Source organism: Haloferax denitrificans ATCC 35960 (genome assembly GCF_000337795.1).
Taxonomy (GTDB): Archaea; Halobacteriota; Halobacteria; order Halobacteriales; family Haloferacaceae; genus Haloferax; species Haloferax denitrificans.
Genome location: NZ_AOLP01000018.1, coordinates 214324 through 235039, shown reverse-complemented (window position 1 = coordinate 235039; position 20716 = coordinate 214324). Strand labels below are relative to the sequence as shown.

At 61.6% G+C, this 20716-nt stretch carries 23 protein-coding genes; 4 read left to right on the top strand and 19 right to left on the bottom strand.

Features of this window, described 5'->3' with window-relative positions; all coding sequences use genetic code 11:
• The 13 genes from ptsH1 to C438_RS16140 all read right to left on the bottom strand — a co-directional run bounded on the left by ptsH1 (position 1) and on the right by C438_RS16140 (position 12224).
• On the bottom strand, positions 1–270 hold the full coding sequence (gene ptsH1 / locus C438_RS16200; protein WP_004970774.1) for a phosphocarrier protein HPr: 270 nt from the start codon (positions 268–270) through the stop codon (positions 1–3).
• Positions 270–734: a fructose PTS transporter subunit IIA gene (gene ptfA / locus C438_RS16195; protein WP_004970773.1), complete on the bottom strand. Its 465-nt coding sequence runs from the start codon at positions 732–734 to the stop codon at positions 270–272. The genes ptsH1 and ptfA overlap by 1 nt, the downstream gene beginning before the upstream one ends.
• Positions 735–779: 45 nt before the next feature.
• Entirely contained in the window at positions 780–1907 is a 1128-nt protein-coding gene (ptfC, locus tag C438_RS16190; RefSeq protein ID WP_004970772.1) for a fructose PTS transporter subunit IIC, read from the bottom strand.
• Between the two features lie 105 nt (positions 1908–2012).
• Positions 2013–2930 (bottom strand): 1-phosphofructokinase, encoded by a 918-nt coding sequence (pfkB, locus tag C438_RS16185; protein ID WP_004970771.1) that lies wholly within the window; start codon positions 2928–2930, stop codon positions 2013–2015.
• On the bottom strand, positions 2927–3694 hold the full coding sequence (gene glpR, locus C438_RS16180) for an HTH-type transcriptional regulator GlpR (protein ID WP_004970770.1): 768 nt from the start codon (positions 3692–3694) through the stop codon (positions 2927–2929). The genes pfkB and glpR overlap by 4 nt, the downstream gene beginning before the upstream one ends.
• A 203-nt stretch (positions 3695–3897) precedes the next feature.
• On the bottom strand, positions 3898–4872 hold the full coding sequence (gene leuB, locus C438_RS16175) for a 3-isopropylmalate dehydrogenase (RefSeq protein ID WP_004970769.1): 975 nt from the start codon (positions 4870–4872) through the stop codon (positions 3898–3900).
• A complete protein-coding gene (gene leuD / locus C438_RS16170; protein ID WP_004970768.1) occupies positions 4865–5473 on the bottom strand; it encodes a 3-isopropylmalate dehydratase small subunit in 609 nt (202 codons plus the stop codon). Before leuD ends, leuB begins: the two co-directional genes overlap by 8 nt.
• Complete coding sequence (gene leuC, locus C438_RS16165; RefSeq protein WP_004970767.1) at positions 5470–6891, bottom strand: 3-isopropylmalate dehydratase large subunit; 1422 nt, start codon at positions 6889–6891, stop codon at positions 5470–5472. Before leuC ends, leuD begins: the two co-directional genes overlap by 4 nt.
• Complete coding sequence (locus C438_RS16160) at positions 6884–7147, bottom strand: hypothetical protein (RefSeq protein ID WP_049918165.1); 264 nt, start codon at positions 7145–7147, stop codon at positions 6884–6886. The genes leuC and C438_RS16160 overlap by 8 nt, the downstream gene beginning before the upstream one ends.
• 11 nt (positions 7148–7158) lie before the next feature.
• A complete protein-coding gene (gene ilvC / locus C438_RS16155) occupies positions 7159–8202 on the bottom strand; it encodes a ketol-acid reductoisomerase (protein ID WP_004970765.1) in 1044 nt (347 codons plus the stop codon).
• A complete protein-coding gene (gene ilvN, locus C438_RS16150; RefSeq protein WP_004970764.1) occupies positions 8199–8855 on the bottom strand; it encodes an acetolactate synthase small subunit in 657 nt (218 codons plus the stop codon). The genes ilvC and ilvN overlap by 4 nt, the downstream gene beginning before the upstream one ends.
• On the bottom strand, positions 8852–10615 hold the full coding sequence (gene ilvB / locus C438_RS16145; protein WP_004970763.1) for a biosynthetic-type acetolactate synthase large subunit: 1764 nt from the start codon (positions 10613–10615) through the stop codon (positions 8852–8854). The genes ilvN and ilvB overlap by 4 nt, the downstream gene beginning before the upstream one ends.
• Positions 10616–10979: 364 nt before the next feature.
• Positions 10980–12224 carry a LeuA family protein gene (locus tag C438_RS16140; RefSeq protein WP_239640702.1) on the bottom strand — a complete coding sequence of 415 codons (1245 nt, stop codon included), beginning with the start codon at positions 12222–12224 and terminating at the stop codon, positions 10980–10982.
• 358 nt (positions 12225–12582) lie between these two features.
• Here C438_RS16140 and C438_RS16135 point away from each other — a divergent pair, with 358 nt between their 5' ends.
• The 3 genes from C438_RS16135 (at position 12583) to C438_RS16125 (ending at position 14205) form a co-directional block, all read left to right on the top strand.
• Positions 12583–12870: a DUF5779 family protein gene (locus C438_RS16135; protein ID WP_004970760.1), complete on the top strand. Its 288-nt coding sequence runs from the start codon at positions 12583–12585 to the stop codon at positions 12868–12870.
• Positions 12871–13003: 133 nt separating this feature from the next.
• Positions 13004–13690 (top strand): hypothetical protein, encoded by a 687-nt coding sequence (locus tag C438_RS16130; protein ID WP_004970759.1) that lies wholly within the window; start codon positions 13004–13006, stop codon positions 13688–13690.
• Complete coding sequence (locus tag C438_RS16125) at positions 13690–14205, top strand: hypothetical protein (RefSeq protein ID WP_004970757.1); 516 nt, start codon at positions 13690–13692, stop codon at positions 14203–14205. Before C438_RS16130 ends, C438_RS16125 begins: the two co-directional genes overlap by 1 nt.
• Before the next feature lie 63 nt (positions 14206–14268).
• On the opposite strand, the gene C438_RS16120 is transcribed toward C438_RS16125, so the two are convergent.
• The gene (locus tag C438_RS16120; protein WP_004063282.1) at positions 14269–14481 is read right to left on the bottom strand and encodes a ribbon-helix-helix domain-containing protein; all 213 of its coding nucleotides are present in this window, start codon (positions 14479–14481) and stop codon (positions 14269–14271) included.
• A 135-nt stretch (positions 14482–14616) separates the two neighbouring features.
• On the opposite strand from C438_RS16120, the gene C438_RS16115 reads away from it, so the two are divergent.
• A complete protein-coding gene (locus tag C438_RS16115) occupies positions 14617–14943 on the top strand; it encodes a hypothetical protein (protein WP_004970756.1) in 327 nt (108 codons plus the stop codon).
• Positions 14944–14994: 51 nt separating this feature from the next.
• Here the strand turns inward: C438_RS16115 and aglJ are convergent, their stop codons facing one another.
• The 5 genes from aglJ to C438_RS16090 all read right to left on the bottom strand — a co-directional run bounded on the left by aglJ (position 14995) and on the right by C438_RS16090 (position 20626).
• The gene (gene aglJ / locus C438_RS16110) at positions 14995–15906 is read right to left on the bottom strand and encodes an S-layer glycoprotein N-glycosyltransferase AglJ (RefSeq protein ID WP_049918162.1); all 912 of its coding nucleotides are present in this window, start codon (positions 15904–15906) and stop codon (positions 14995–14997) included.
• Between the two features lie 390 nt (positions 15907–16296).
• Positions 16297–17016 carry an FkbM family methyltransferase gene (locus C438_RS16105; RefSeq protein WP_004970754.1) on the bottom strand — a complete coding sequence of 240 codons (720 nt, stop codon included), beginning with the start codon at positions 17014–17016 and terminating at the stop codon, positions 16297–16299.
• A gap of 100 nt (positions 17017–17116) precedes the next feature.
• Positions 17117–18232 carry a glycoprotein pentasaccharide biosynthesis putative isomerase AglQ gene (gene aglQ, locus C438_RS16100; protein WP_004970753.1) on the bottom strand — a complete coding sequence of 372 codons (1116 nt, stop codon included), beginning with the start codon at positions 18230–18232 and terminating at the stop codon, positions 17117–17119.
• On the bottom strand, positions 18229–19143 hold the full coding sequence (locus C438_RS16095) for a glycosyltransferase (RefSeq protein WP_004970752.1): 915 nt from the start codon (positions 19141–19143) through the stop codon (positions 18229–18231). Before C438_RS16095 ends, aglQ begins: the two co-directional genes overlap by 4 nt.
• Before the next feature lie 52 nt (positions 19144–19195).
• Positions 19196–20626 carry an oligosaccharide flippase family protein gene (locus tag C438_RS16090; RefSeq protein ID WP_004970751.1) on the bottom strand — a complete coding sequence of 477 codons (1431 nt, stop codon included), beginning with the start codon at positions 20624–20626 and terminating at the stop codon, positions 19196–19198.
• Positions 20627–20716 lie beyond the last annotated feature (90 nt).

Below are 20716 nucleotides of genomic sequence, written 5' to 3'. Positions count from 1 at the left end.
TTACTGTTTGGCTTCGGGCGTCGAAAGGATATCCTCTAGGGCGTCGAGTGCCGCTTCCGCGTCGTCGCCCTCGGCGACGAGGCGGACGGACTCGTCGTGGCCGACGCCGAGACCGGTGACGGCGAGCATGCTGGCGGCCGGAACGAGGTCGTCCTCGTCGGCGCGGCCGAGCTGGACGTCGGCGTCGAACTCGTTTGCGGTCTCGACGAACTGCGAGGCCGGCCGCGCGTGAAGCCCGTCTTCGGGGACGACCGTGACGGTCCGCTCCATCACTCGACCACCTCGGCGAGCACGTCTTGGACGGTCTGCTTGCTCTCGGCTTCGAGGAGCTTCTCGCGGACGTCCTCGTGCATGAGCGACCGCGAGAGGGCGCTCAGAATCTGCAGGTGGTCCTCGCCGCCCGCCGCGGGGACGAGAATCATAAAGAGGAGCTTCGCCGGCTTGTCGTCCATGGCGTCGAAGTCGATGCCCTCGGTCGAGCGCGCGAAGGCGACCGTCGGCTTCGAGACGGCGTCGGTCTTCGCGTGGGGGATGCCGATGCCGAAGCCGACGCCGGTCGTCGCCTCCTCCTCGCGTTCGAGGAGGGCGTCGAGCGCGGCGTCGCGGTCGTCGACGCGACCGGCGTCGACGGCGAGGTCGAGGAGGAACTCGATGGCCCCCTCCTTCGTCGCCGGCGGCTCTTCGAGCGAGATCAGTTCGAGCGGTGTGATGGTGCTGATGTCAGTGACGTCCATTGTATTGTACTTCGTTCGAGTCTGGAAAGATTAGTTCGGTTGTGGTCAGTCGTCCGAGCTCTGGGCCGCCACCTTGGCGTCGAAGTTCGGCTTGATGGCCGTCGCGATGACGGCCGTGACGATGGAGCCCAGGAGGATGCACGCGATGAACATGAACGGCTGGTTCGACAGCGGAACCACGAAGATGCCGCCGTGCGGTGCCGGCATGTTCACGCCGAGCGCCATCGAGGCCGCGCCGGCGACGGCGCTCCCGGCGACGACGCTCGGAATGACGCGGGCCGGGTCAGCGGCCGCGTACGGAATCGCGCCCTCGGTGATAAAGGAGAACCCGAGGAGCACGCCGCTCTTGGCGTTCTCGTACATCTCGGCCGCGTACTTCTGCGGCGCGATGAAGTTCGACAGCGCGAGGCCGATGGGCGGGACCATACCCGCGATCATGACCGCGGCCATCGGCGCGGTGACGCCCTCGGAGATGAGGCCGACGGAAAACACGTAGGCGACCTTGTTGATGGGGCCGCCCATGTCGGCCGCCATCATCGCCCCGAGGATGGCCCCGAGAACGATTGCCTGTCCGCCGCCCTGCATGTTGCTCAGGAAGTTCGTGAGTCCCGCGTTTGCGATGGAGATCGGAACGCCCAGCACGAACAGCATCACGGGCGTGAGGACCGCCGTGGTCGCCACCGGGATGAGGAGCACGGGCATCATCGGCGCGATGAACTCCGGCACGTCGCGCTGTTTGAACCAGCGCGCGACGATACCGGCGAGGAACCCGGCGACGATTGCGCCGAGGTAACCCGCGCCGGCGGAGCCGCCCTGAAGGCCGATGACGTCACCGGCCGCCTGCAGGACGTTGCCCTGCTGGATGATGTACGACAGGATGAACCCCGGTGCGAGCCCCGGTCGGTCGGCGATTGCGTACGCGATGTACGCGCCGAGCACCGGAACCATCAGCGTCAGCCCAGCGACGCCGATCTGCGCGAGGAACCAGCCGGCGGTCCCCGTGCTGTTGAATACGTCTTGTACGTTGTTCGAAAGCGAGGCTACCGCGTAGCCCAGCGCAAGGAAGATTCCGCCGATGGTCACGAACGGAATCATGAACGATACCCCGGTCATCAGGTCCTCCTTCACCGACGTGAGGTAGGACCGAACCGCGTCTTCTGCGTCGTTTGCCATAGTGTTGCCACCCCTACGAAAGAACGTACGCAAATGTGCTCAAAAACCCTTTCGAATATGAACGTTACTGCGCGTTTCGGTCGTTAACAAACGTTCATCTGAGAATCACCGAGTCCGAACGGTCGTCACCTCGACGCGCGTCTCGTTCGTCAGCACGTCTTCGAGGTGCGGGACGCGAGTGCCGGCGACGCCGACGACGCGCGCGGCCGTCAGGACGCCCATTCGGAGGGCGTCGGCGTCCGACAGCCCGTGTTCGCGCGCGGCGAGGAAGCCCGAGAGGACGGCGTCGCCCGCGCCGACCGTGTCGACGACCTCCACGTCGAGCGCGGGCGCAGAGAGCACCTCGTCGTCGGTGACGAGGAGCGCGCCGTCCGCGCCGAGCGACGCCAACACGTACTCGAACCCGCGCGCGTGAAGCTCCTCGGCGGCCTCGACGGCGTCGGCGTCGGTCTCGACCGTTCGGCCCGTCGCCGCCGCGAGCTCGGAGCGATTGGGTTTGCAGACGTAGTAGTCGGCGTCCAGCTCGGCGAGGTACTCGCCGCCCATGTCCACCGCGATTTTCCAGTCGCCCGCGCGGGCGAGCCTGTCGACGTCGGAAAGCGACATCCCCGGCGGGAGACTGCCGCCGACGAGGAGCGTGTCCGGCTCGTTCGCCTGTGCGGTCTCGACGAGTTCGTCCACGTCGGCCGGGCGAATCTGCGGGCCGTTGTGATTGAGTTTGTACTCGCCGTCTTCCGCGAGCACGGTCGTGTTCAGCCGCGTGTCCGCGTCGATGGTGACGAAGTCCGAGGCGATGCCGTCGGCGTCGAGTCGGTCGCGGACGAACTTCCCGAAATGGCCGCCGAGAAAGCCCGAGGCGGTCGCGTCGGCGTCGAGCGCCGAGACGTACTTGGCGACGTTGATGCCCTTGCCGCCGGCGGTGAACACCGCGTCGTCGGTCCGGTGGACGACGCCGGTCTGAAGCGGTTCGTCGAAGTGAATCGTGTGGTCGACTGCTGGGTTCGGGGTGACTGTGAGAATCATCGTGCAACTCCGTCGACGACGGTGACGCCCGCGCTCTCGATCTCCTCTCGGGAGTCGGCGTCGAGCGTGCCGTCGGTGATAAACAGGTCAATCTCTTCGAGCGATGCGAACTGGACGAAGCTCCGGCGGCCGAGCTTCGAGAGGTCAGCGACGAGGACGACCTTCGCGGCCTTTTCGACCATCAGCTCTTTCATCCGCGCCTCGTCTTCGTTCGGGGTCGTGAGGCCGGATTCGACGTCGAACCCGTTCGTGCCGAGGAACAGCAAATCGAAGTTCGTCCGCTCCATGAACGACTCCGCGGTCGGCCCCACGAGCGCCTTCGTCCGCCGGCGGAGCGTCCCGCCGGTGAGTTTGACCTCGTTGTCCTCCTCGTTCAGTTCGATGGCGAGCCGCGGCGAGTTGGTGACGCCGAGTATCGTCCCGTCCTTGGGGACCTTGCGGGCCACCTCCATCGTAGTCGTCCCGGCGTCGAAGAACACGACCTGCCCCTCGGCCAGTTCCTCGACCGCGCGGTCCGCGATTGCGCGTTTCCCTTCGAGATTCTGTACTTCCTTCTGGCCGTAGGTCTGCTCGCGCCCGACGGAGGTCACGGGGACGGCTCCGCCGTGCGACCGCTCGATGAGCCCACGGTCTTCGAGTTCGCGCAGGTCGCGCCGTATCGTCGCCTTCGAGTAGCCGAGGTGTTCGGACAGCGACTCGACCGACCGACCGTCCGAGTCGGAGACGAGTTCGACGATGCGGCGTTTGCGCTCTGCTGGTAACATCGGTGGCGATTCCTCGTTACGAGGAAGATAGGTCGGGGAGTAGTGTTAATTGTTTATGTTGGATTCCGACCGTATCTGTTCGAAACAGTGGGATACCACACAGGAACGAAAACTGTCGGTTCGTCGGTGAGAAAACGAACAGAAACGAAAACGAGCGTGTTCGAAACGAGCATCGAACCGCCGATTCGGTGGGTCGCCGACGCTCAGAGACGGTCGAGAACCGCGGCGGTCACGTCCTCCGTGGAGGCGTCGCCGCCGAGGTCCGGCGTGCGCGGCCCGTCGGCGAGGACGCCTTCGACGGCCGCCCGAACGCGGTCTGCCTCCGCTTCGTAGTCGAGGTAGTCGAGCAACATCGCCGCGGACAGAATCGTCGCCGCGGGGTTGGCGATGCCCTCGCCGGCGATGTCGGGCGCGGAGCCGTGAACCGGCTCGAACAGCGCGGCGTCCGGTCCGATGTTCGCCGAGGGGAGCAGTCCGAGACCGCCGACGAGGCCGGCGGCGAGGTCCGAGAGCACGTCGCCCGCGAGGTTCGGACAGACGATAGTGTCGAACTGCGTGGGGTCGAGACAGACGCGCGTCGCGAAGGCGTCCATCAGGACCTCTTCGGCCTCGACGCCGCGCTCGTCGGCGACCGAGACGACGGCGTCGCGGAAGCGACCGTCCGTCTCGCGCATCACGTTCGCCTTGTGGGCGACCTGGAAACTGCCGCCGTCGCCGCCGACGTAGTCGCAGGCGTACTCGGCGAGTCGCTCGGACGCCGAGGTGGTGACGACGCGCGTGAGCGTCGAGAGGTCGTCAGAGAGGCGGTCCTCGTGGCCCGAGTAGACGCCCTCGGTGTTCTCCCGGAGGAAGACGAGGTCCGTCTCCGGGCGGAGCGCGTCGACGCCGGGGTAGGCCTTCGCCGGGCGGACGTTGACGAAGGAGTCCACCGCGGTCCGAAGCGGCAGGATGACGTCCGCCGCGGTCTCGCCGGCCGCGCCGAACAGCGTCGCGTCCGCCTCGGCGGCGAGGTCGTAGGTCTCCTGCGGGAGCGCCTCGCCCGTGGCTTCTTTGACGTGGTCGCCGGCGTCGGCCTCGACGAACTCGAAGTCGCCGACGGCCTTCAGCACGTCAACCGCCGCCGGGATGACCTCCGCGCCGATGCCATCGCCGGGGATGACGACGATTTCCTCAGTCATCGACGTAGGGCAGGGAAGCGGCTTTCTCGGCGACCGCGTCGGCGTTCGACTTCATGAGCGCCGTCGTGTCCCAGACGCCCTCGGTGAGCGCCTTCCTTTGTGCGTCGTCGACGGTCACGTCCACGGTCTTCTCGCCGTAGGTGACCGTCTCGTTTTCCACGTCCACGTCGATGTCAGCGTCCGGGTGCTCGTCGACCCAGTCCTGCAGTTCGGTGATGGTGTCGTGGTCGGCGGTGACCGTCGGAATGCCGAGCGCGAGGCAGTTGCCCGCGAAAATTTCCGCGAACGACTCGCCGATGATGGCGTCGATGCCCCAGCGCATGAGCGCCTGCGGGGCGTGCTCCCGAGAGGAGCCACAGCCGAAGTTGGCGTTGACGACCATGATGGCGGCGTCCTGGAACTGCGGTTCGTTCAGCGGGTGGTCCTTGGGTTCGTCGTTCTCGTCGTAGCGCTGGTCGAAGAACGCGAACTCGCCGAGGCCGTCGAACGTGACGACCTTCATGAACCGCGCCGGGATGATCTGGTCCGTGTCGATGTCGTTGCCGCGGATGGGCACGCCGGAGCCGAACGCGGAGTCGATTTCGGGGATTTCGTCGGTCATGCGGTGGTCACCTCCTTCAGTTCGCGCACGTCAGTCACTTCCCCGGTGACGGCCGCCGCGGCCACCATTCGGGGGTTCATCAGGACGGTGCGGCCGTCTTTCGACCCCTGCCGACCGATGAAGTTGCGGTTCGACGAGGACGCGGAGGCCTCGTCGCCCTCCAGTTGGTCCTCGTTCATGCCGAGACACATCGAACAGCCCGCCTCGCGCCACTCGAAGCCGGCGTCCTTGAATATCTCGTCGAGGCCCTCCGCCTCCGCGGCGGCCTTGACGCGCTGACTGCCGGGGACGACCATCGCGCGGACGCTGTCGGCGACCTGTCGGCCCTTCACGACCTCCGCCGCGCGGCGGAGGTCGGGCATGCGGGCGTTGGTACACGACCCGAGGAAGGCCACGTCGATTTCGTAGCCCTGCATCGTCTCGCCGGGCGTGACGCCCATGTGCTCTTGTGCCATCCGGGCGGTGTCCTGCTTTTCTTCGGGCAGGTCCTCCGGGGCCGGAATCGGCTGGGTGATGCCGACGCCCTGTCCGGGCGTGGTCCCCCACGTCACGACGGGTTCGAGTTCGGAGCCGTCGATGGTGACGACGTCGTCGTACTCGGCGTCCTCGTCGGAGCGGATGGACTCCCAGTACGGCTTGAGTTCGTCGAACCGCTCCGGGTTCTCCTCGAAGTACTCGGTCTCTTTCAGCCAGTCGTAGGTGGTCTCGTCGGGGTTGACGTAGCCCGCGCGAGCGCCGCCCTCGATGGACATGTTACAGATGCTCATCCGGCCCTCCATGTCGAGGTTCTCGATGGCCTCGCCGGCGTACTCGTAGACGTAGCCGACGCCGCCTTCGGTCCCGAGGCGGCGGATGATTTCGAGGATGACGTCCTTGGCCTCGACGCCGGGTCCGAGTTCGCCCGTGACCTCGATTTTCCGCACCTTCTTTTTCTCCATCGCGACCGTCTGGGTCGCCAGCACGTCGCGAATCTGGCTCGTCCCGATACCGAACGCGAGCGCGCCGAACGCGCCGTGGGTCGAGGTGTGGCTGTCGCCGCAGACGATAGTCATGCCGGGCTGGGTGAGTCCCTTCTCGGGCCCGATGACGTGGACGATGCCCTGCTCGCCCGAGGTGGGGTCCGAGAAGTTGATGCCCGCGTCGCGGACGTTCTGTTCGAGTTCGGCCATCATCTCTTCGGCGGCGTCGTCGCGGAACGGCCGCGACTGGTCCGACGTGGGGACGATGTGGTCGACCGTCGCGTGCGTCCGGTTCGGGTAGGCGACTTCGAGGTCGCGCTCCTGCAACATGCCGAACGCCTGTGGGCTCGTCACCTCGTGGATGAGGTGCAGGCCGCAGAACAGCTGGGTCTGGCCGGTCGGAAGCTCCGAGACCGTGTGTTCCTCCCAGACCTTGTCGTACAGCGTTCCCTCACTCATGGCCGTCACCCGATACGACGCCGTCGTCGCGGCCGCGTTCCCAGACCTGGTTCGCGCCCTCGCCGTTGCGGGGCGTGTGGTCCACGTCGCCCATCGTCTCCGTCTCGGTCGCGTCCGTCGTCGCGGGCGTCGCGTCGCTCCGACCGCCGTCGGTGACGGCCGGGCCGCGCTCGTAGACCGTGGTGAACGTCTCGCCCGTATAGGGGTTCGTGTGGCTGATGTCTCGCATTCGGTCTGTCGTGTCGTCGCGTGTCATTGGTGTCGTGTTCAGTCGTCCGCCGGCGCTTCGGCTTTCTCCGCGTCCGCCTCGTCTTCCTCGGCCCACGCGAACAGGTCGCGCAGGGGCGCGCCGACCTGTTCGATGTGGTGGTTCTCCTCTGCGTCCTTGAGCTGGGAGTACGACGGCCGGCCCGCCTGGTTCTCCAGAATCCACTCGCGGGCGAAGGTGCCGTCCTGGACCTCCTCCAGAATCTCCTCCATGTTCTCGCGGGCGTGCTCGTCGACGACGCGGTCGCCGCGAGTCAGCCCGCCGAACTCGGCGGTGTCGGAGACGGAGTGCCACATCTCGCCGAGCCCGCCTTCGTACATCAGGTCGACGATGAGCTTCAGTTCGTTCAGGCACTCGAAGTAGGCCATCTCGGGGGAGTAGCCCGCGTCGACGAGCGTCTCGTAGCCCTGCTTGACAAGCGAGGTGACGCCGCCGCAGAGGACGGCCTGCTCGCCGAACAGGTCGGTCTCGGTCTCCTCCTGGAACGTCGTCTCGATGACGCCCGCGCGGGTGCAACCGAGGCCGTGTGCGTACGCCAGCGCCTCTTCCTTGGCGTCGCCCGTCACGTCCTGATAGACGGCGATGAGGCCCGGCGTCCCCTCGTTCGCCTCGTAGTTGCGGCGGACGAGGTGGCCCGGCGACTTCGGCGCGACCATCGTCACGTCGACGTCTTCCGGGGGTCGAATCTGGTTGTAGTGGATGTTGAAGCCGTGGGCGAACTGGAGCGTGTCGCCCGCGTCGAGGGAGTCGCGAATCTCCTCGAACACCGCCGGCTGGACGGTGTCGGGGACGAGGACGGAGACGATATCGCCCTCGGCGGCCGCCGCGGCCGGCTCCTTGACGCGGAGGCCGTCGGCTTCCGCGGCGTCGCGGGACGAGGAGTTCGCGCGGAGGCCGACGACCACGTCGACCCCGCTGTCGGCGAGGTTCTGGGCGTGGGCGTGGCCCTGACTGCCGTAGCCGATGACGGCTACGGTCTTGTCGTCGATCTGCGAGCGGTCGGCGTCGTCGTCGTAGTAGACTTCCGTGGTGAGTTCTGTCATTGCGTGTTGGTGTTGGGTTTGGTGGGTTCGCCGGAGGTTCCGGGTTCCTCTCCGGGGACGGTCTTCTTCGAGCCGTGGGCGAGCGCGGTCTGGCCGGTCCGGGCGATTTCGATGATGCCGAACCGCCGGAACGCGTCCACGGCGTCGTCTATCTTCCGCTCGTCGCCGGAGAGTTGGACCGTGATGGTCTCGGGGCCGGCGTCGAGCGTGCGGCCGTCGTACATCTCCGTGATGGCGTGGACCTTGTCGGGGTCCTCGCCGCGGACCTTCAGGAGGACGAGTTCCGCGCGAACGGCGTCGTCGTCCAGCTCGCCGACGGAGATGACGGGCTTGAGCTTCGCGAGCTGTTTTTCGATCTGGTCGATGCCCGGTTCGGGCTCCTCGACGACCATCGTGATGCGAGAGTGGTCCTCGACCGTCGTCGGGCCGACGGTGAGGCTCTCGATGTTGAACTGACGGCGGGCGGCGAGGCCGGCGACGCGCGAGAGCACGCCGGGTTCGTCCTCGACGATGGCCGAAAAGACCGCGCGCCGTGGTTCGTGTTCCGATTCCGCTTCGGGGTCGATGCGGATGCCCTGCGCGTTGCGGCGGCCGTCGGGGTGTGGCCGCTCGTCGGGCGCGGGACCCTGCAGTCCTGTCCGATTGTCGCTCATAACTGGTCCTCCGAGAGTGCGAATTTGCCGTTCGCGCCGCCCGAGGAGACCATCGGGTAGACGTTCTCCGCCGGGTCGACGTGGAAGTCGATGACCGAGGGGCCGTCGTACGCGAGCGCCTCCTCGATTGCGTCGGGGACCTCCTCGTAGGAGTCGACGGTCCAACCGCGCGCGCCGAACGCCTCGGCGAGCTTGTCGAACTGGGGACACCACTCGTAGCCGGCGGCCATGCGTCGGCCCTCGAAGAAGGCGTCCTGCCACTGGCGGACCATCCCGATGTACTCGTTGTTCAGGATGGCGACGGTGATGTCGAGGTTCTCGCGGACGGCGACCGACAGCTCCTGGATCGTCATCAGGAACGAGGCGTCGCCGTCGACGCAGACGACCGTCTCGTCGTCGTCGGCCGCGACCCGCGCGCCGATTGCGGCGGGCAGGCCGTAGCCCATCGTGCCGAGGCCGTGGGACGAAACCCACCGCCGCGGCTCGGTGAACGTCCAGTACTGGGCGGCCCACATCTGGTGCTGACCGACGCCGCTGGTGACGATGGTCTCGTCGGGCGTGGCCTCGTCGAGCGCCTCGACGACGAACTGCGGCTTCAGCGGCTCGTTGTCCGGGGCCGCGTAGTCCATCGGGTACTCGTCTTTCCACGTGAGACACTGTTCGACCCACTCGCGCGCGTCGGGGCCCTCGTCCAGTTCGGCGTCGACGCGCTCGATGGCGCGGCCGGCGTCGCCGACGACCGGGTAGTCCGCGTGGACGTTCTTCGAGATTTCCGCCGGGTCGATGTCGATGTGGACGACCTCGGCCTCGGGCGCGAACGTGTCGATGCCGCCGGTCAGGCGGTCGTCGAACCGCGTGCCGACCGCGATGAGACAGTCGGTGTGCGTGATGGCCATGTTGGCGTAGCCGGTGCCGTGCATCCCCGCCCACGACAGGCAGAGTTCGTCGTCCTCCGGCATCGCTCCGATTCCGGGCATCGTGGTGACGACCGGAATCCGATGCTCGGTCGCGAACTGCCGGGCGACCTCTGTCGCGTCGGCCTTGACGACGCCGCCGCCGAACAAGAGGAGCGGCTTCTCCGCGCGCTCGATTGCCCGCGCGGCCGCCTCGACCTGCGAGTCGGCCGGGTCGGTGCGAGCGCGGCACGTCTCTGGCGGCTGTGCCGGCCCCGGCTCGCGGTCGGTCTCGTTGAGCGAGACGTCCTTCGGGAGGTCGACGAGCGTCGGGCCGGGACGGCCCTCGGCGGCGAGCGCGAACGCTTCGCCGACGGTGTCGCCGACGGTGTCGGGCGACGAGGCGAAGTAGTTGTGCTTCGTGATGGGCGCGGTGACGCCCGTGGTGTCGGTCTCCTGGAACGCGTCGGAGCCGACCATGTCGGACGGGACCTGCCCCGTGAGCGCGAGCACCGCGTCGGAGTCCATGTTCGCGTCGGCGATGCCGGTCACGAGGTTGGTCGCGCCCGGACCGGACGTGGCGAGGCAGACGCCGGGGTCGCCGCGAACGACGCCGTACGCGTCGGCCGCGTGCGCCGCGCCCTGCTCGTGGGCCATCGTCACGTGACGGATGTCCGAGTGGTACAGCGCGTCGTAGATGGGCATTATCGCCCCGCCCTGCACGCCGAAGGCGGTCTCGACGCCGGCGTTTTCGAGGGCGCGGACGACTGACGTCGAACCCGTGGTAACCTCGGTCGGCGTCTCGGTCGAGTCGTCGGCCGCTTCGGGCTCGTCGGGGTCGGTCGTGGCTGCGGTTCGTTCGCTCATGTGTGGGCTCCGTGGTGTGTGGTCGGTCGTCGATACGGGCTGTCTGGTGACTGCGTGTGGTGCTGGTGCGCCATTGTGGGGACTGCGGACGTGTCTGAAAACGGTGCGGATACGCGGGACGGAGAGATGGTGTGGTAGGGGGCTATGCCCCTACAATAATGAGCGACCGAATCGCGCCGACGGCGGCGTCGCTGGCCCCGGCGTCCGGGGTCGCGCGAACCGCGTGTTCGTCGTGCGAGGTCATCGTATGCAACACGTCCGTCCCGTCGGTAATAATGCTTTCGCGGCGGGCAACGATTGCACGCCGGTCGGGAGGTCGAACGCGTGCAGGGCGGTCGCCCCGTAGGGCCACAGCCCGGCGCCATCAGGCGCGGACCTCCTCCTCCGTGTCGTCCTCGTGGGTGATACCCACGTCGCGGGCGAACACCTCGAGCGTCGAGTCGTCGACGCGTTCTTTCTCCGCGCCGTGGTCTTTGACGCGGCGGGTGACCTCCCGGACCTCGGCGTCCGTGGGGTCGAACCCGATATCTGCGAGGCGCTTGCGTACCGAGTGCGTCCCCGTGTGCTTGCCGAGCACGAACTCGCGGGTCGCGCCGACCATCTCCGGGGTCATGACGCCCGGTTCGAACGTGTCGGCGTTCTCGATGACGCCGGCGGCGTGGATGCCGCTCTCGTGAGAGAAGGCGTTGCGGCCGACGACCGGCTTGTTCGCCGGGACCGGGATGTCGGACGCCGCCTCGACGATGCGAGCCAGCTCGGTTATCTTCGTCGTGTCGATGCCGGTGTCGACGCCGTAGAGGGATTCGGCGGCCATGACGACCTCCTCGTAGGCGGCGTTGCCGGCGCGCTCGCCGATGCCGTTGACCGACACCTGCGCCTGCGCCGCGCCGGCCTCGAAGCCGGCCATCGCGTTCGCCGACGCCAGTCCGAAGTCGTCGTGCGCGTGCACGTCGATTCTCGCGTCGGTGTGCTCTCGGACCGTCGCCACCATGCGGGCGAAGCGAGTCGGCGTCGCCACGCCGCAGGTGTCCGGCAGGTTGATCCAATCGACGCCCGCCTCGGAGACGGCCTCGACGACTTCGATGAGGAAGTCTTCGTCCGTCCGGGTGGCGTCCATCGGCGAGAACATTACTTCAACGCCCGCGTCGCGGACGTGTTCGACACTGCGGACGGCCCGCTCGACGGCTTCCTCGCGGGAAGCGTGCATCGAGTCGGCCAACTGGACGTCGCTGGTGCTCACGAACGTGTGCACCATGTCCACGCCGGAATCCAGCGCGGCTTCGATATCCTTGTCGACGACGCGGGCCAACCCGCACGTCGTCGCGTCCGTCGAAGCAGCGATATCTGCGACTGCTTCGAACTCCGCTTCCGAGTTCACCGGGAACCCGGCCTCGATGACGTGGGTACCCATGTCGTCGAGGGTTTCGGCGATGTCGCGCTTTTCCTCGTAGCTGAACGAGGTTCGCGGTGACTGTTCGCCGTCGCGGAGTGTCGTGTCGAAGATTCGTACGTCTTCGATTTCAGATTGTTGGGCTAATGTGCCCTGGAAGAACTCGACCCGCCGGGGAACCCGACGAATCCTCCGTGTCTTTGTGAGACATCGTGTCAGTCACGTGCCCGAACTCCTATTTAAATGTTTCTCCCCGACAGTATCACGAACGTTTAGCGGATGTTACGTGACAACCTCTCTCGGGGATAATCGCAGTACTTAAACGACCTTATATGATATCATGACATATATTGACTTGATATGTGCGCTCACCGTTCGGTAGCTCCGGAACGATAATACAACTACATAGAGTTTAGAAACAAAATTTAGCACCCGGTGCGCGCACCGGCGACTGGACAAACGTGGATTGAGACGCGACTGTCATATGAAACGTGATAACAATACTCTCATTAGATGCTCGGCGGCAGACACACGCCCCGACCGAACCCTTTTCTCGTCGCTCGACAACCGGGCGGGTATGGGCGATTTCAATCTCAACTTGCAGACGGCCGAAGAACATCTCGACGAGGACGACGCCGAGGGCGACGTGGTCCTCGGCGTCCTCGACGGATCAACCCCGCCCGAGGAGTGGGTCCAGTCCGTCGCCCGCGGAAACGTCCTCTTTCTCGCCATCGAGGGCGACCTCAACAAGCTCGCGTCGGGCTTCGCACGCGATGTCAAAGATATGGACGGCCAGTTGATGCACTTCCGGAAGTTCCTCGTCGTCTCCCCGCCCGGCGTGGACATCAACACAGACAGCCTCTGACCGGGCGACCCGTGTTGCGGTCGTCGCGGCCGACCAGCAATCGGCGACCGGCTACCAGCGACGAGCAGCGCGAGAACCGGGTGCATCGGCCGCGGGGAGAGTCCTTATGCGCCGCGCGCCCCACGATACTGGCATGCCGATGAAAGGTCGCGGCACGTCCGACCTCCGCGAAATCGACCGATGGGACCACGGCGTCGGCTGGCTCGCACACCCCGACGAGACCATGCAGCGCGCCAGTCACGCCGTCGAAATCGACGGCGACGTGTGGGTGTTCGACCCCGTCGATGCCCCCGGTATCGACGACCTGTTCGCCGAATTCGGCGACGTGGCCGGCGTCGTCGTCGGCCTCGACCGACACAAACGCGATGCGGCTGCCATCGCCAACCGCCACGAGGTGCCGGTCTACGTCGCTTCGTGGATGACCGGCGTCGCCGACGAACTCGACGCGCCCGTCGAGCGCTTCGGGGCTGACCTCGCTGATTCCGGCTTCGAGGCGTTCCGTCTCGTCGACCGCTCCGTCCCGCCGTGGCAGGAAGTCGGCTTCTATCACGACGGGTACGACCTGCTCGTCGTCCCCGAATCGGTCGGCACCGTCGGCTACTTCTGCGCCCGCGGCGAGCACCTCGGCGTCCATCCGATGCTCCGGCCGTTCCCGCCGCGGCGCGTGCTCTCCCGCTACGACCCCGAACGGCTGCTCGTCGGTCACGGCGCGGGCGTCCCCGTGAACGCGGGCGACGAACTCCGAACCGCCCTCGGAAACGCCCGCCGAAACCTCCCGAGCGCCTACGCCCGAGCGTTCACCTCGATGCTCTCGAACTGATGTCCGACGAGACGACCGCCCCCGACGACGAGACTCCCCTCGACGCGGAGGCGACGGCCGAGCGCGCGACCGACGGGGAGGCTGCCGACACCGAGCGCCGACGGGTTCACGTCACGCGTGGACTCGTCGATCTGCTTCTCGATATGGCCGAGGACGCCGAGCCGTCGTCGGTGAACCTCGTGCTCGCGCCGACGCCAGCAGGCGAGTTCGACGCGGACCTCGGACTCGACCCGGAGACGCCCGTGCTCACACACTTCTACATGGCCGAGGCCGGGCAGTCCGTGAGCGCCGTCTTCGGGATGGACCTCGGAACGCCCGCCGGGCGCGGCCGCGCCCGATTTCTCACGCACCCGCAAGGGCCGTTCGAACTCACGGAGCGCGACGACCTCGCGGCCGTGGTGCTCCTCGCGGTCCCCCCGTGGGAGCGACGGACACTCGCCGCGTTCGACCGCGCCGGTCGGAAGTTGGAACTCGCCGTCCTCGACGCCGAGCCACCGCAGGAAAAACTCGACTGAGCCGACCGCGTTCCGCTGCCCGGTGCTGCCGGCCCGCATGTGGCGGCCGATCGCCTCGGTCGATTACCGCAGGTAACCGAGGTCGGTCAGCTGCTCCGCGATTTCTTGGAACTCCGCCTCCGAGAGGTCGCCACCGGAGCGCTCGTGCTGGATGACGATGCTGCGCAGGAGGAACCGGACGAGATCGCTCGTGCTCGAGAAGGTGGTTCCCTCGATGGTGTCGTCGACGCGAGCGGCCAATTCCTTCGGAATCGAGACCGTCGTGTACTCGGTCATGCCTCGACCGTGGCACCGGGCGAGGTTAACCCCAACGGTGGCGACCGGGACTGTTCGGCGCGGTTTCCCGGCGTTCACTGGCGATTTCGCCGGAGGTCGGGGGTTTTTCCATGCGGGACATCCTATACACGTTCGATGGCCGCGAGACCGCCGCAGAACGATACGTCGGAGCCGGACTCAATCGAATTCGGGATCGCCGCGCTCGCCGATGACATCGACACCGCAGATATCGACTATCCGGCAGACGCAACCGAGATCACACGGGCGCTCGACGACGTTGCCGTGCCGATTGACGCCGCGGGCAACACGGTCGCGATAAGCGACGCCCTCGCCGCCGCTCCGAAAGACCGATTCGACTCTCGCCGGGACCTCTTGGAGACGCTCCACCCGGTGTTCGAGGAGTTCCGCGCCAAGGCGTCGAAGAGTCTGATGGGTCGGCTTCGTTCGCTCGTCCCGTTCTGAAGGCGGTCTCGGTTGGCGCAGCCCAGTCCCGACGGCCCGGTTCGAACCGACTCACTCTAGTTCTTCGATTTGTTTCATCTGCTCGCGGTGTAGCGAGAGGATGAGATCCGACAGCACGCCGAACATCAACAGCTGCACCCCGAAGAGAATACCTGCCATAGAGACGACGGCGATGACCTCGTGGGAAATCGAGCGAACGACCCACTCGTAGGCGACGTACAGGGCGAGCCCGAGCCCGGTCGCGGTCGACGCGAACCCGACGCTGCCGAAGTAGAAAAGCGGGTTGTTGGTCTTGGCGCGGCGATACAGTTCCAGAAAGATGATACCACCGTCGCGGATCGGGTCGAGATTCGTGTCCGAGCCGTCGGGTCGCGGGTAGTAGGTCGTGGGCACGACCGTCGTCTTGATACCGCGCTTTGCGCACTCGACGGCCATCTCCGTCTCGATACCGAAGCCGTCGGAAGTGAGCGTCATGTCGAGAAACGACTCGCGGGTGAACGACCGATAGCCGCTGAGGATATCACGAAAATCCTGACCGTGAATGAACGCGAACGCCCGGTTGATGATGCGGTTTCCGACTCTGTTGAGCCGCGTCATCGCGCCCGGCCGCATATCTGCGAATCGGTCGCCGATGACGTGGTCGTACCCCTCGGTGAGCGGGTCGAGCATCTTGGTGGCGTCTGTCGCTTCGTAGGTCCCGTCGCCGTCGAGCATCAGGACGTACGGCGCTTGAATGTGGTCTTCAACGGCTTCTCTGACAGCCTGGCCTTTCCCGGACCCCGACTGGACGACGACATGAGCACCGGCGTCTTCGGCTAGCTCCCGTGTCCCATCTGTGGAACCGCCGTCGATGACGAGGACGTTGGCGAACCCTTCATCTCGGTAATCTGAGATGACATCAGCGATTGTTTCCGCCTCGTTGTAAGTTGGGATGAGGATACAGACGGCATCGGGGGTGGGCATTAGTCTCGATATGATTGTGCTGAATAAAATAGTCTATCGTTTGGTCCACACAGTTGGTGATAATCAACTGTGGACTGATATTAGTCTATCAACTCTCGGTGAGACACAATCATCCAGTCAGGTTATCCAGTTGATGACTACAATTGTCAGATTACAACCGCTCGATTAGGACTGCACTATCGGGTTGATCACGTTGAGCAGGGATCATCGAAACAGTCATCCTACTATTTTACTCTCAAAATATGAGTTGAACATTCTATAATTCGTACGTAGACAGTTACAAAACAGTCCACGAGAGACCAACATCAGCGCGTAACACAAGAACATACAACAACTGGGCCGAGACTTAGACAAACGTCGATTTAGAGAGTCACTAACGAGATAGTGTATTTAATCATTTTGTCTGCGACCAATCACAAAGTCCTCATCACGATTTAATTTGGTAATCTCTGTGGAGAGTTTTGCCTCGGTGAGGAGTTTCGTCACATCTTTCGGGTCGACACCAGCGTGAATCTCAACTATTACAAAATTAACTGACTGCAATGTATTAGTCATACCTTTTAGAACCTCTAATTCGTGGCCCTCAACGTCAACTTTCACAACATCTGGTTTCGGCACCTCTCCATTCTCAACTAACTCATCTCCAGTGATTGTTTTGATAGTCATAGATCCTTCAGTTGATACTTTGTGTGTTCCGTTCGCTGCAATTGGGGAGGGTTCAAATGAGATATCCCCAGAAGAACTAGATAATCCGTATCTCAGTGGTATAACCGTTCCTGGAGCACGGTCCGAATTTTCTGTTAGACGATCGAACGTGTCTGGGTTTGGTTCAAAGGCGAACACATTGAATTTTGTGGAGCAGATACATGCGTGAGTTCCAATATTGGAACCAACATCCCACAGAACATCGTTTTCTTCAGTCTCCCCGAGGAGCAACCGAATAACATCTTGCTCTCCTCGAAGATCTCTGATCCTCCAAACTTCTTCCACACTTTGAACAGTAAACCTGGCAGCATATCCATCAACTTCGGCAATCATTGGAGACCTGATGGCACCGGTTTTGAGTGCAACCCAGTCGCGAAGACGCGCCACTTTTTTAATTATTGTCATGTTTTTAATAGGAAGACCGATTGTCTCTGGTCTGTATATCTGTCGTACATCCCCAAATATTAAGTCTGCGAGTCATTTATCAATAGTTTGTCTTTTGTTGTTAGTCAAGATATATCTCGTAGTCATCTAATCGGGTTGCTTCGTATAACCGTGCAGCATGTGTCTGTGTATCATCAGTTCCTCTCGTTAGCAAACCGTCATTAGGATCAAAAGAGTGCTGTATCTGTTCATTCACCCACATTTCCCGTTCCTTATGTGTACCCACGCTAAATGTCTCCATCGCCGCAGGCACTTCGAAACCAGGGGGGTTGTATGGATGCGAGAACTTGTTATCCGTAGTCGCTTCTCGAAACTCGTCGGAGAGAGTATACTCAAGTATGTCCGAGAGCAGGTCAGTACTCCAAACCGAATGAGACGGAAACTCTCTTGCGAGTATCGCAAGAGCATAGAGGTTAAACGAATGGTACCCCTCAGCTTTGTTCCTCAGACGTCGTTTGCTTCTAGGTGGTCGGAGATAGTGAAGAAGGTGGTTTCGAACCATACTGCGGTGGACGTCATGAGTCACTGACTCAGCGAGTTCGCTCAAATCCATAGATGGTCGAAGAGGATGTCTGATCAGTCCGTTTTCGTATAAATCGATAGTTGAAGAAAGACTATCTAAAAAGTCACGAACACGTTGAGAGACCTCTTGGGGAGCAGTATGTGCAACAAGTCCTCCAGAGGCTGCAAACCAAAGCTGATGGTTGAACGTTCGATCAAAACCTAATATTGTCCCATCGGTGTCAACACGTTGCCACAATTTGAACTTATCACAGAATGGGTGTGATAAGAACACATCTGCGGCGACAACAGCAGCACGTTCGTTGTTGAGTTCTCTAGCTGCAAGCGCGAGGGCCTCAAGTGACCATGCCTGTCCCATCAGGCCATTGCATCGGTCCTTCGCATCGTTTTGTCTGTGTTCAAACGTATGGCCATGTGGTCGCGCTTCATCACTCAATAGATAAGAAACCGCATCTGAAGCAGCTTGTCTAAATCTATTTTCATCAGTAAGTTCGTGTACCTTCAGAAATGTTACTAGCCAGTGGGACGTGTTTCGAACAGGTGTTTCAGGGTCATGGTACGGGCCGTTGTGTCCTGCTGGCATCGAACCATCTGATCGCTGGAGTGAGAGTCCAGCCTTTGCACTGGAAACAAGAATGTCAGAAAGAGAGGTCATTGTTCCTCCAATCTCAGGAGATAATAAAGACGGCCAGCATTCTCAGCGAGCCGACAACACCACGCAACCACAAGTATTCTGACGAACATTGCTTTCGTCACTGTCTGTCCAGTCCGTCGTAAATCTTGGGAGAGATAGTGTGGAGGTTTCGGCAGAAAGCCAACGAGAATCCACAATGCCAACGCAAATACTCGCCTCAGAGAGATTCTGTCTAACATCCACACCTGCATCTGCCCTTTGCCAACTCTGAATTGCTTCTGCAACAGTTCCCCGAACGGTCGAGCAGGATGACATCCAATCGCGTCGGGTGCGAAAGTTAATGTATACCCTGCGTCTGTAGCTCTCTTCGTCCAGTGAACATCACCACCAGAGATAAGATGGTTTGGAAACGGACCAACGTCCTCAACGACATCCTGTCTAACAAAGAGATTTACCGTCTTCGCCACGTTTCGTTTAGATATACTCTCTTCCATTTGCATATTAGTAAATGAGTCGTACCGTTCAGCTGCGGTGCCTCCATTTGGATACGTGAATTCCACGTTACCTCCAACGAGGTCTACTCCTATACCGGAGAGTGTAGACACTCCGCGTTCAAGCCACTGTTGATGTGGAGAACAATCCCCATCTAAAAAAGCAAGAATAGCGCCGTTAGAATGCTCAATCCCAGTATTCCGGGCAGCATAAGAACCTTGTTGTTCATCCTCAATCAGAATCTTGAGATTGTCGTAAGCAGTGCTAAACTGACGAGCGATCTCTTTCGTACCGTCCTGTGATCCATTATCTACGACGAGTACCTCATACTTTGACTTGGGGTACGTCTGAGATGTTACCGAATTGAGGCATTTTCGAATAGTTTCAGCCTCATTATATACTGGAACAATGACAGATACAAACGGCAGAGTCGAAGTCATTAGTAGTGGTGATAGTAGCCCAAGCGAAAGTACTTGCGGACCTAGTCATATCTCAACCAAGACTTTCAGATAGCAACTGTTGAATTCGTTCTCGAAAGTTCGATGAGAGGCTAAGAAGAACAAAACCGTACGTAACGGCCCCAACAAGGACGTACAGGACAACTTCTATCGGTTGAACAATTGGGCGGTAGTTAAGAATTGTGAAGAGTACAACAGCCATCACTCCCGCACTCACAAACTGGCTTCCGATAGCAGATACTGGGGGTAGTGTTTGAACGGCTTCCGGTAATGCACGAATAGCAAGTATGCTACCGAGAGTCATTGAAAGGAGAGTAGCGATAGCCGCACCAATCACACCGAATATCGGTATCAACAATACGTTAAGTATAATATTGGTTGTGATGAAAATAATCCCGATTCTAAATGTTTTGTCAGGGAGATCTAAAGCGTTGAGTGCTTGCATTACTAGCGTCTCGTAGCACTCAATAAGCCGTACGACAGAGAGGGATACTAACACAGATACAGCAACACCAACTGAGGAGACAGACGGACCATACAATGCAAGGATGTCACCTCCTACAAGTACTGAACCCACTAATCCAGGAATAGCAAGTACGCCAGCCACTGAAAGCCCACGGTTAAGAATCTGACGAACTCCATTTAATTTATTAGTGTCTCTTAGAGAACTAATAGTTGGAAATGTCGATTTGCTAATAGCTGTTGGAAGGAGTACAAATAATGCCGAGATACGCCATGCTACTTCATAGATACCGACCAACGATGTTGAGACAAAAAAGCCGAGAATTATGGTATCTAGCCAAGAATACGACATCCGTTTTAAGTTATCTAACCACCCATACCGTGCCCAGGCATAAAGGCTTACTGCAGCACTCCGTTTAGGAGACACAAATGAAATATTGAGTGAATATATGCCAAAGATACCGATGACAATGCTAGATACAATCTCTCCGTAGAAGAGTGCATCTACACCTACACCTGTGTAGACGAGAGCCAACTTCACAAGTGAAGATAGGATTCCCCAAAGAGCTTCGTAGAGACTTGACATCTCCACTCGGTTCTCACCTCGAAGCCCTCCCAAGACTAGCCGGAACGAAACGTTCGAGGCGAACATACCACCCACCAGTCGTGTACCGCTGTAATTGAGGTACTGTTCAACGAAAGAGGAAAAACCCAAAAGGGCGAGAAGACCTATTAGTATGATTGTGCCTGTGAGGACAGATGCGGTGGTGAAATACTCGCTTGGGGAAATGTCGTCGCTTTCGTTCATTCGTGTTATTACCGCACCACGGATACCAACAGCCGGAATGGACGCCCACTTCACCAAAGCGGCAGAGAGCGCAAAAACTCCGAATGCACCAACACCGAGTTCATTGATCACGTAGATTGTGATAATTGCTCCAACGAATGTCTGCGTAATGTTGGCCCCGAACTGCAGCGCAGAAGCGCGTGCTAATTTGGCCATAGAGTAGTTGCGACTTTGCAATTGATAAATTATGGTTTCTAGCAGAGGCCTAGTTAACCAACTAAGTTAGCACTCGTCTGTTGAGCGTGC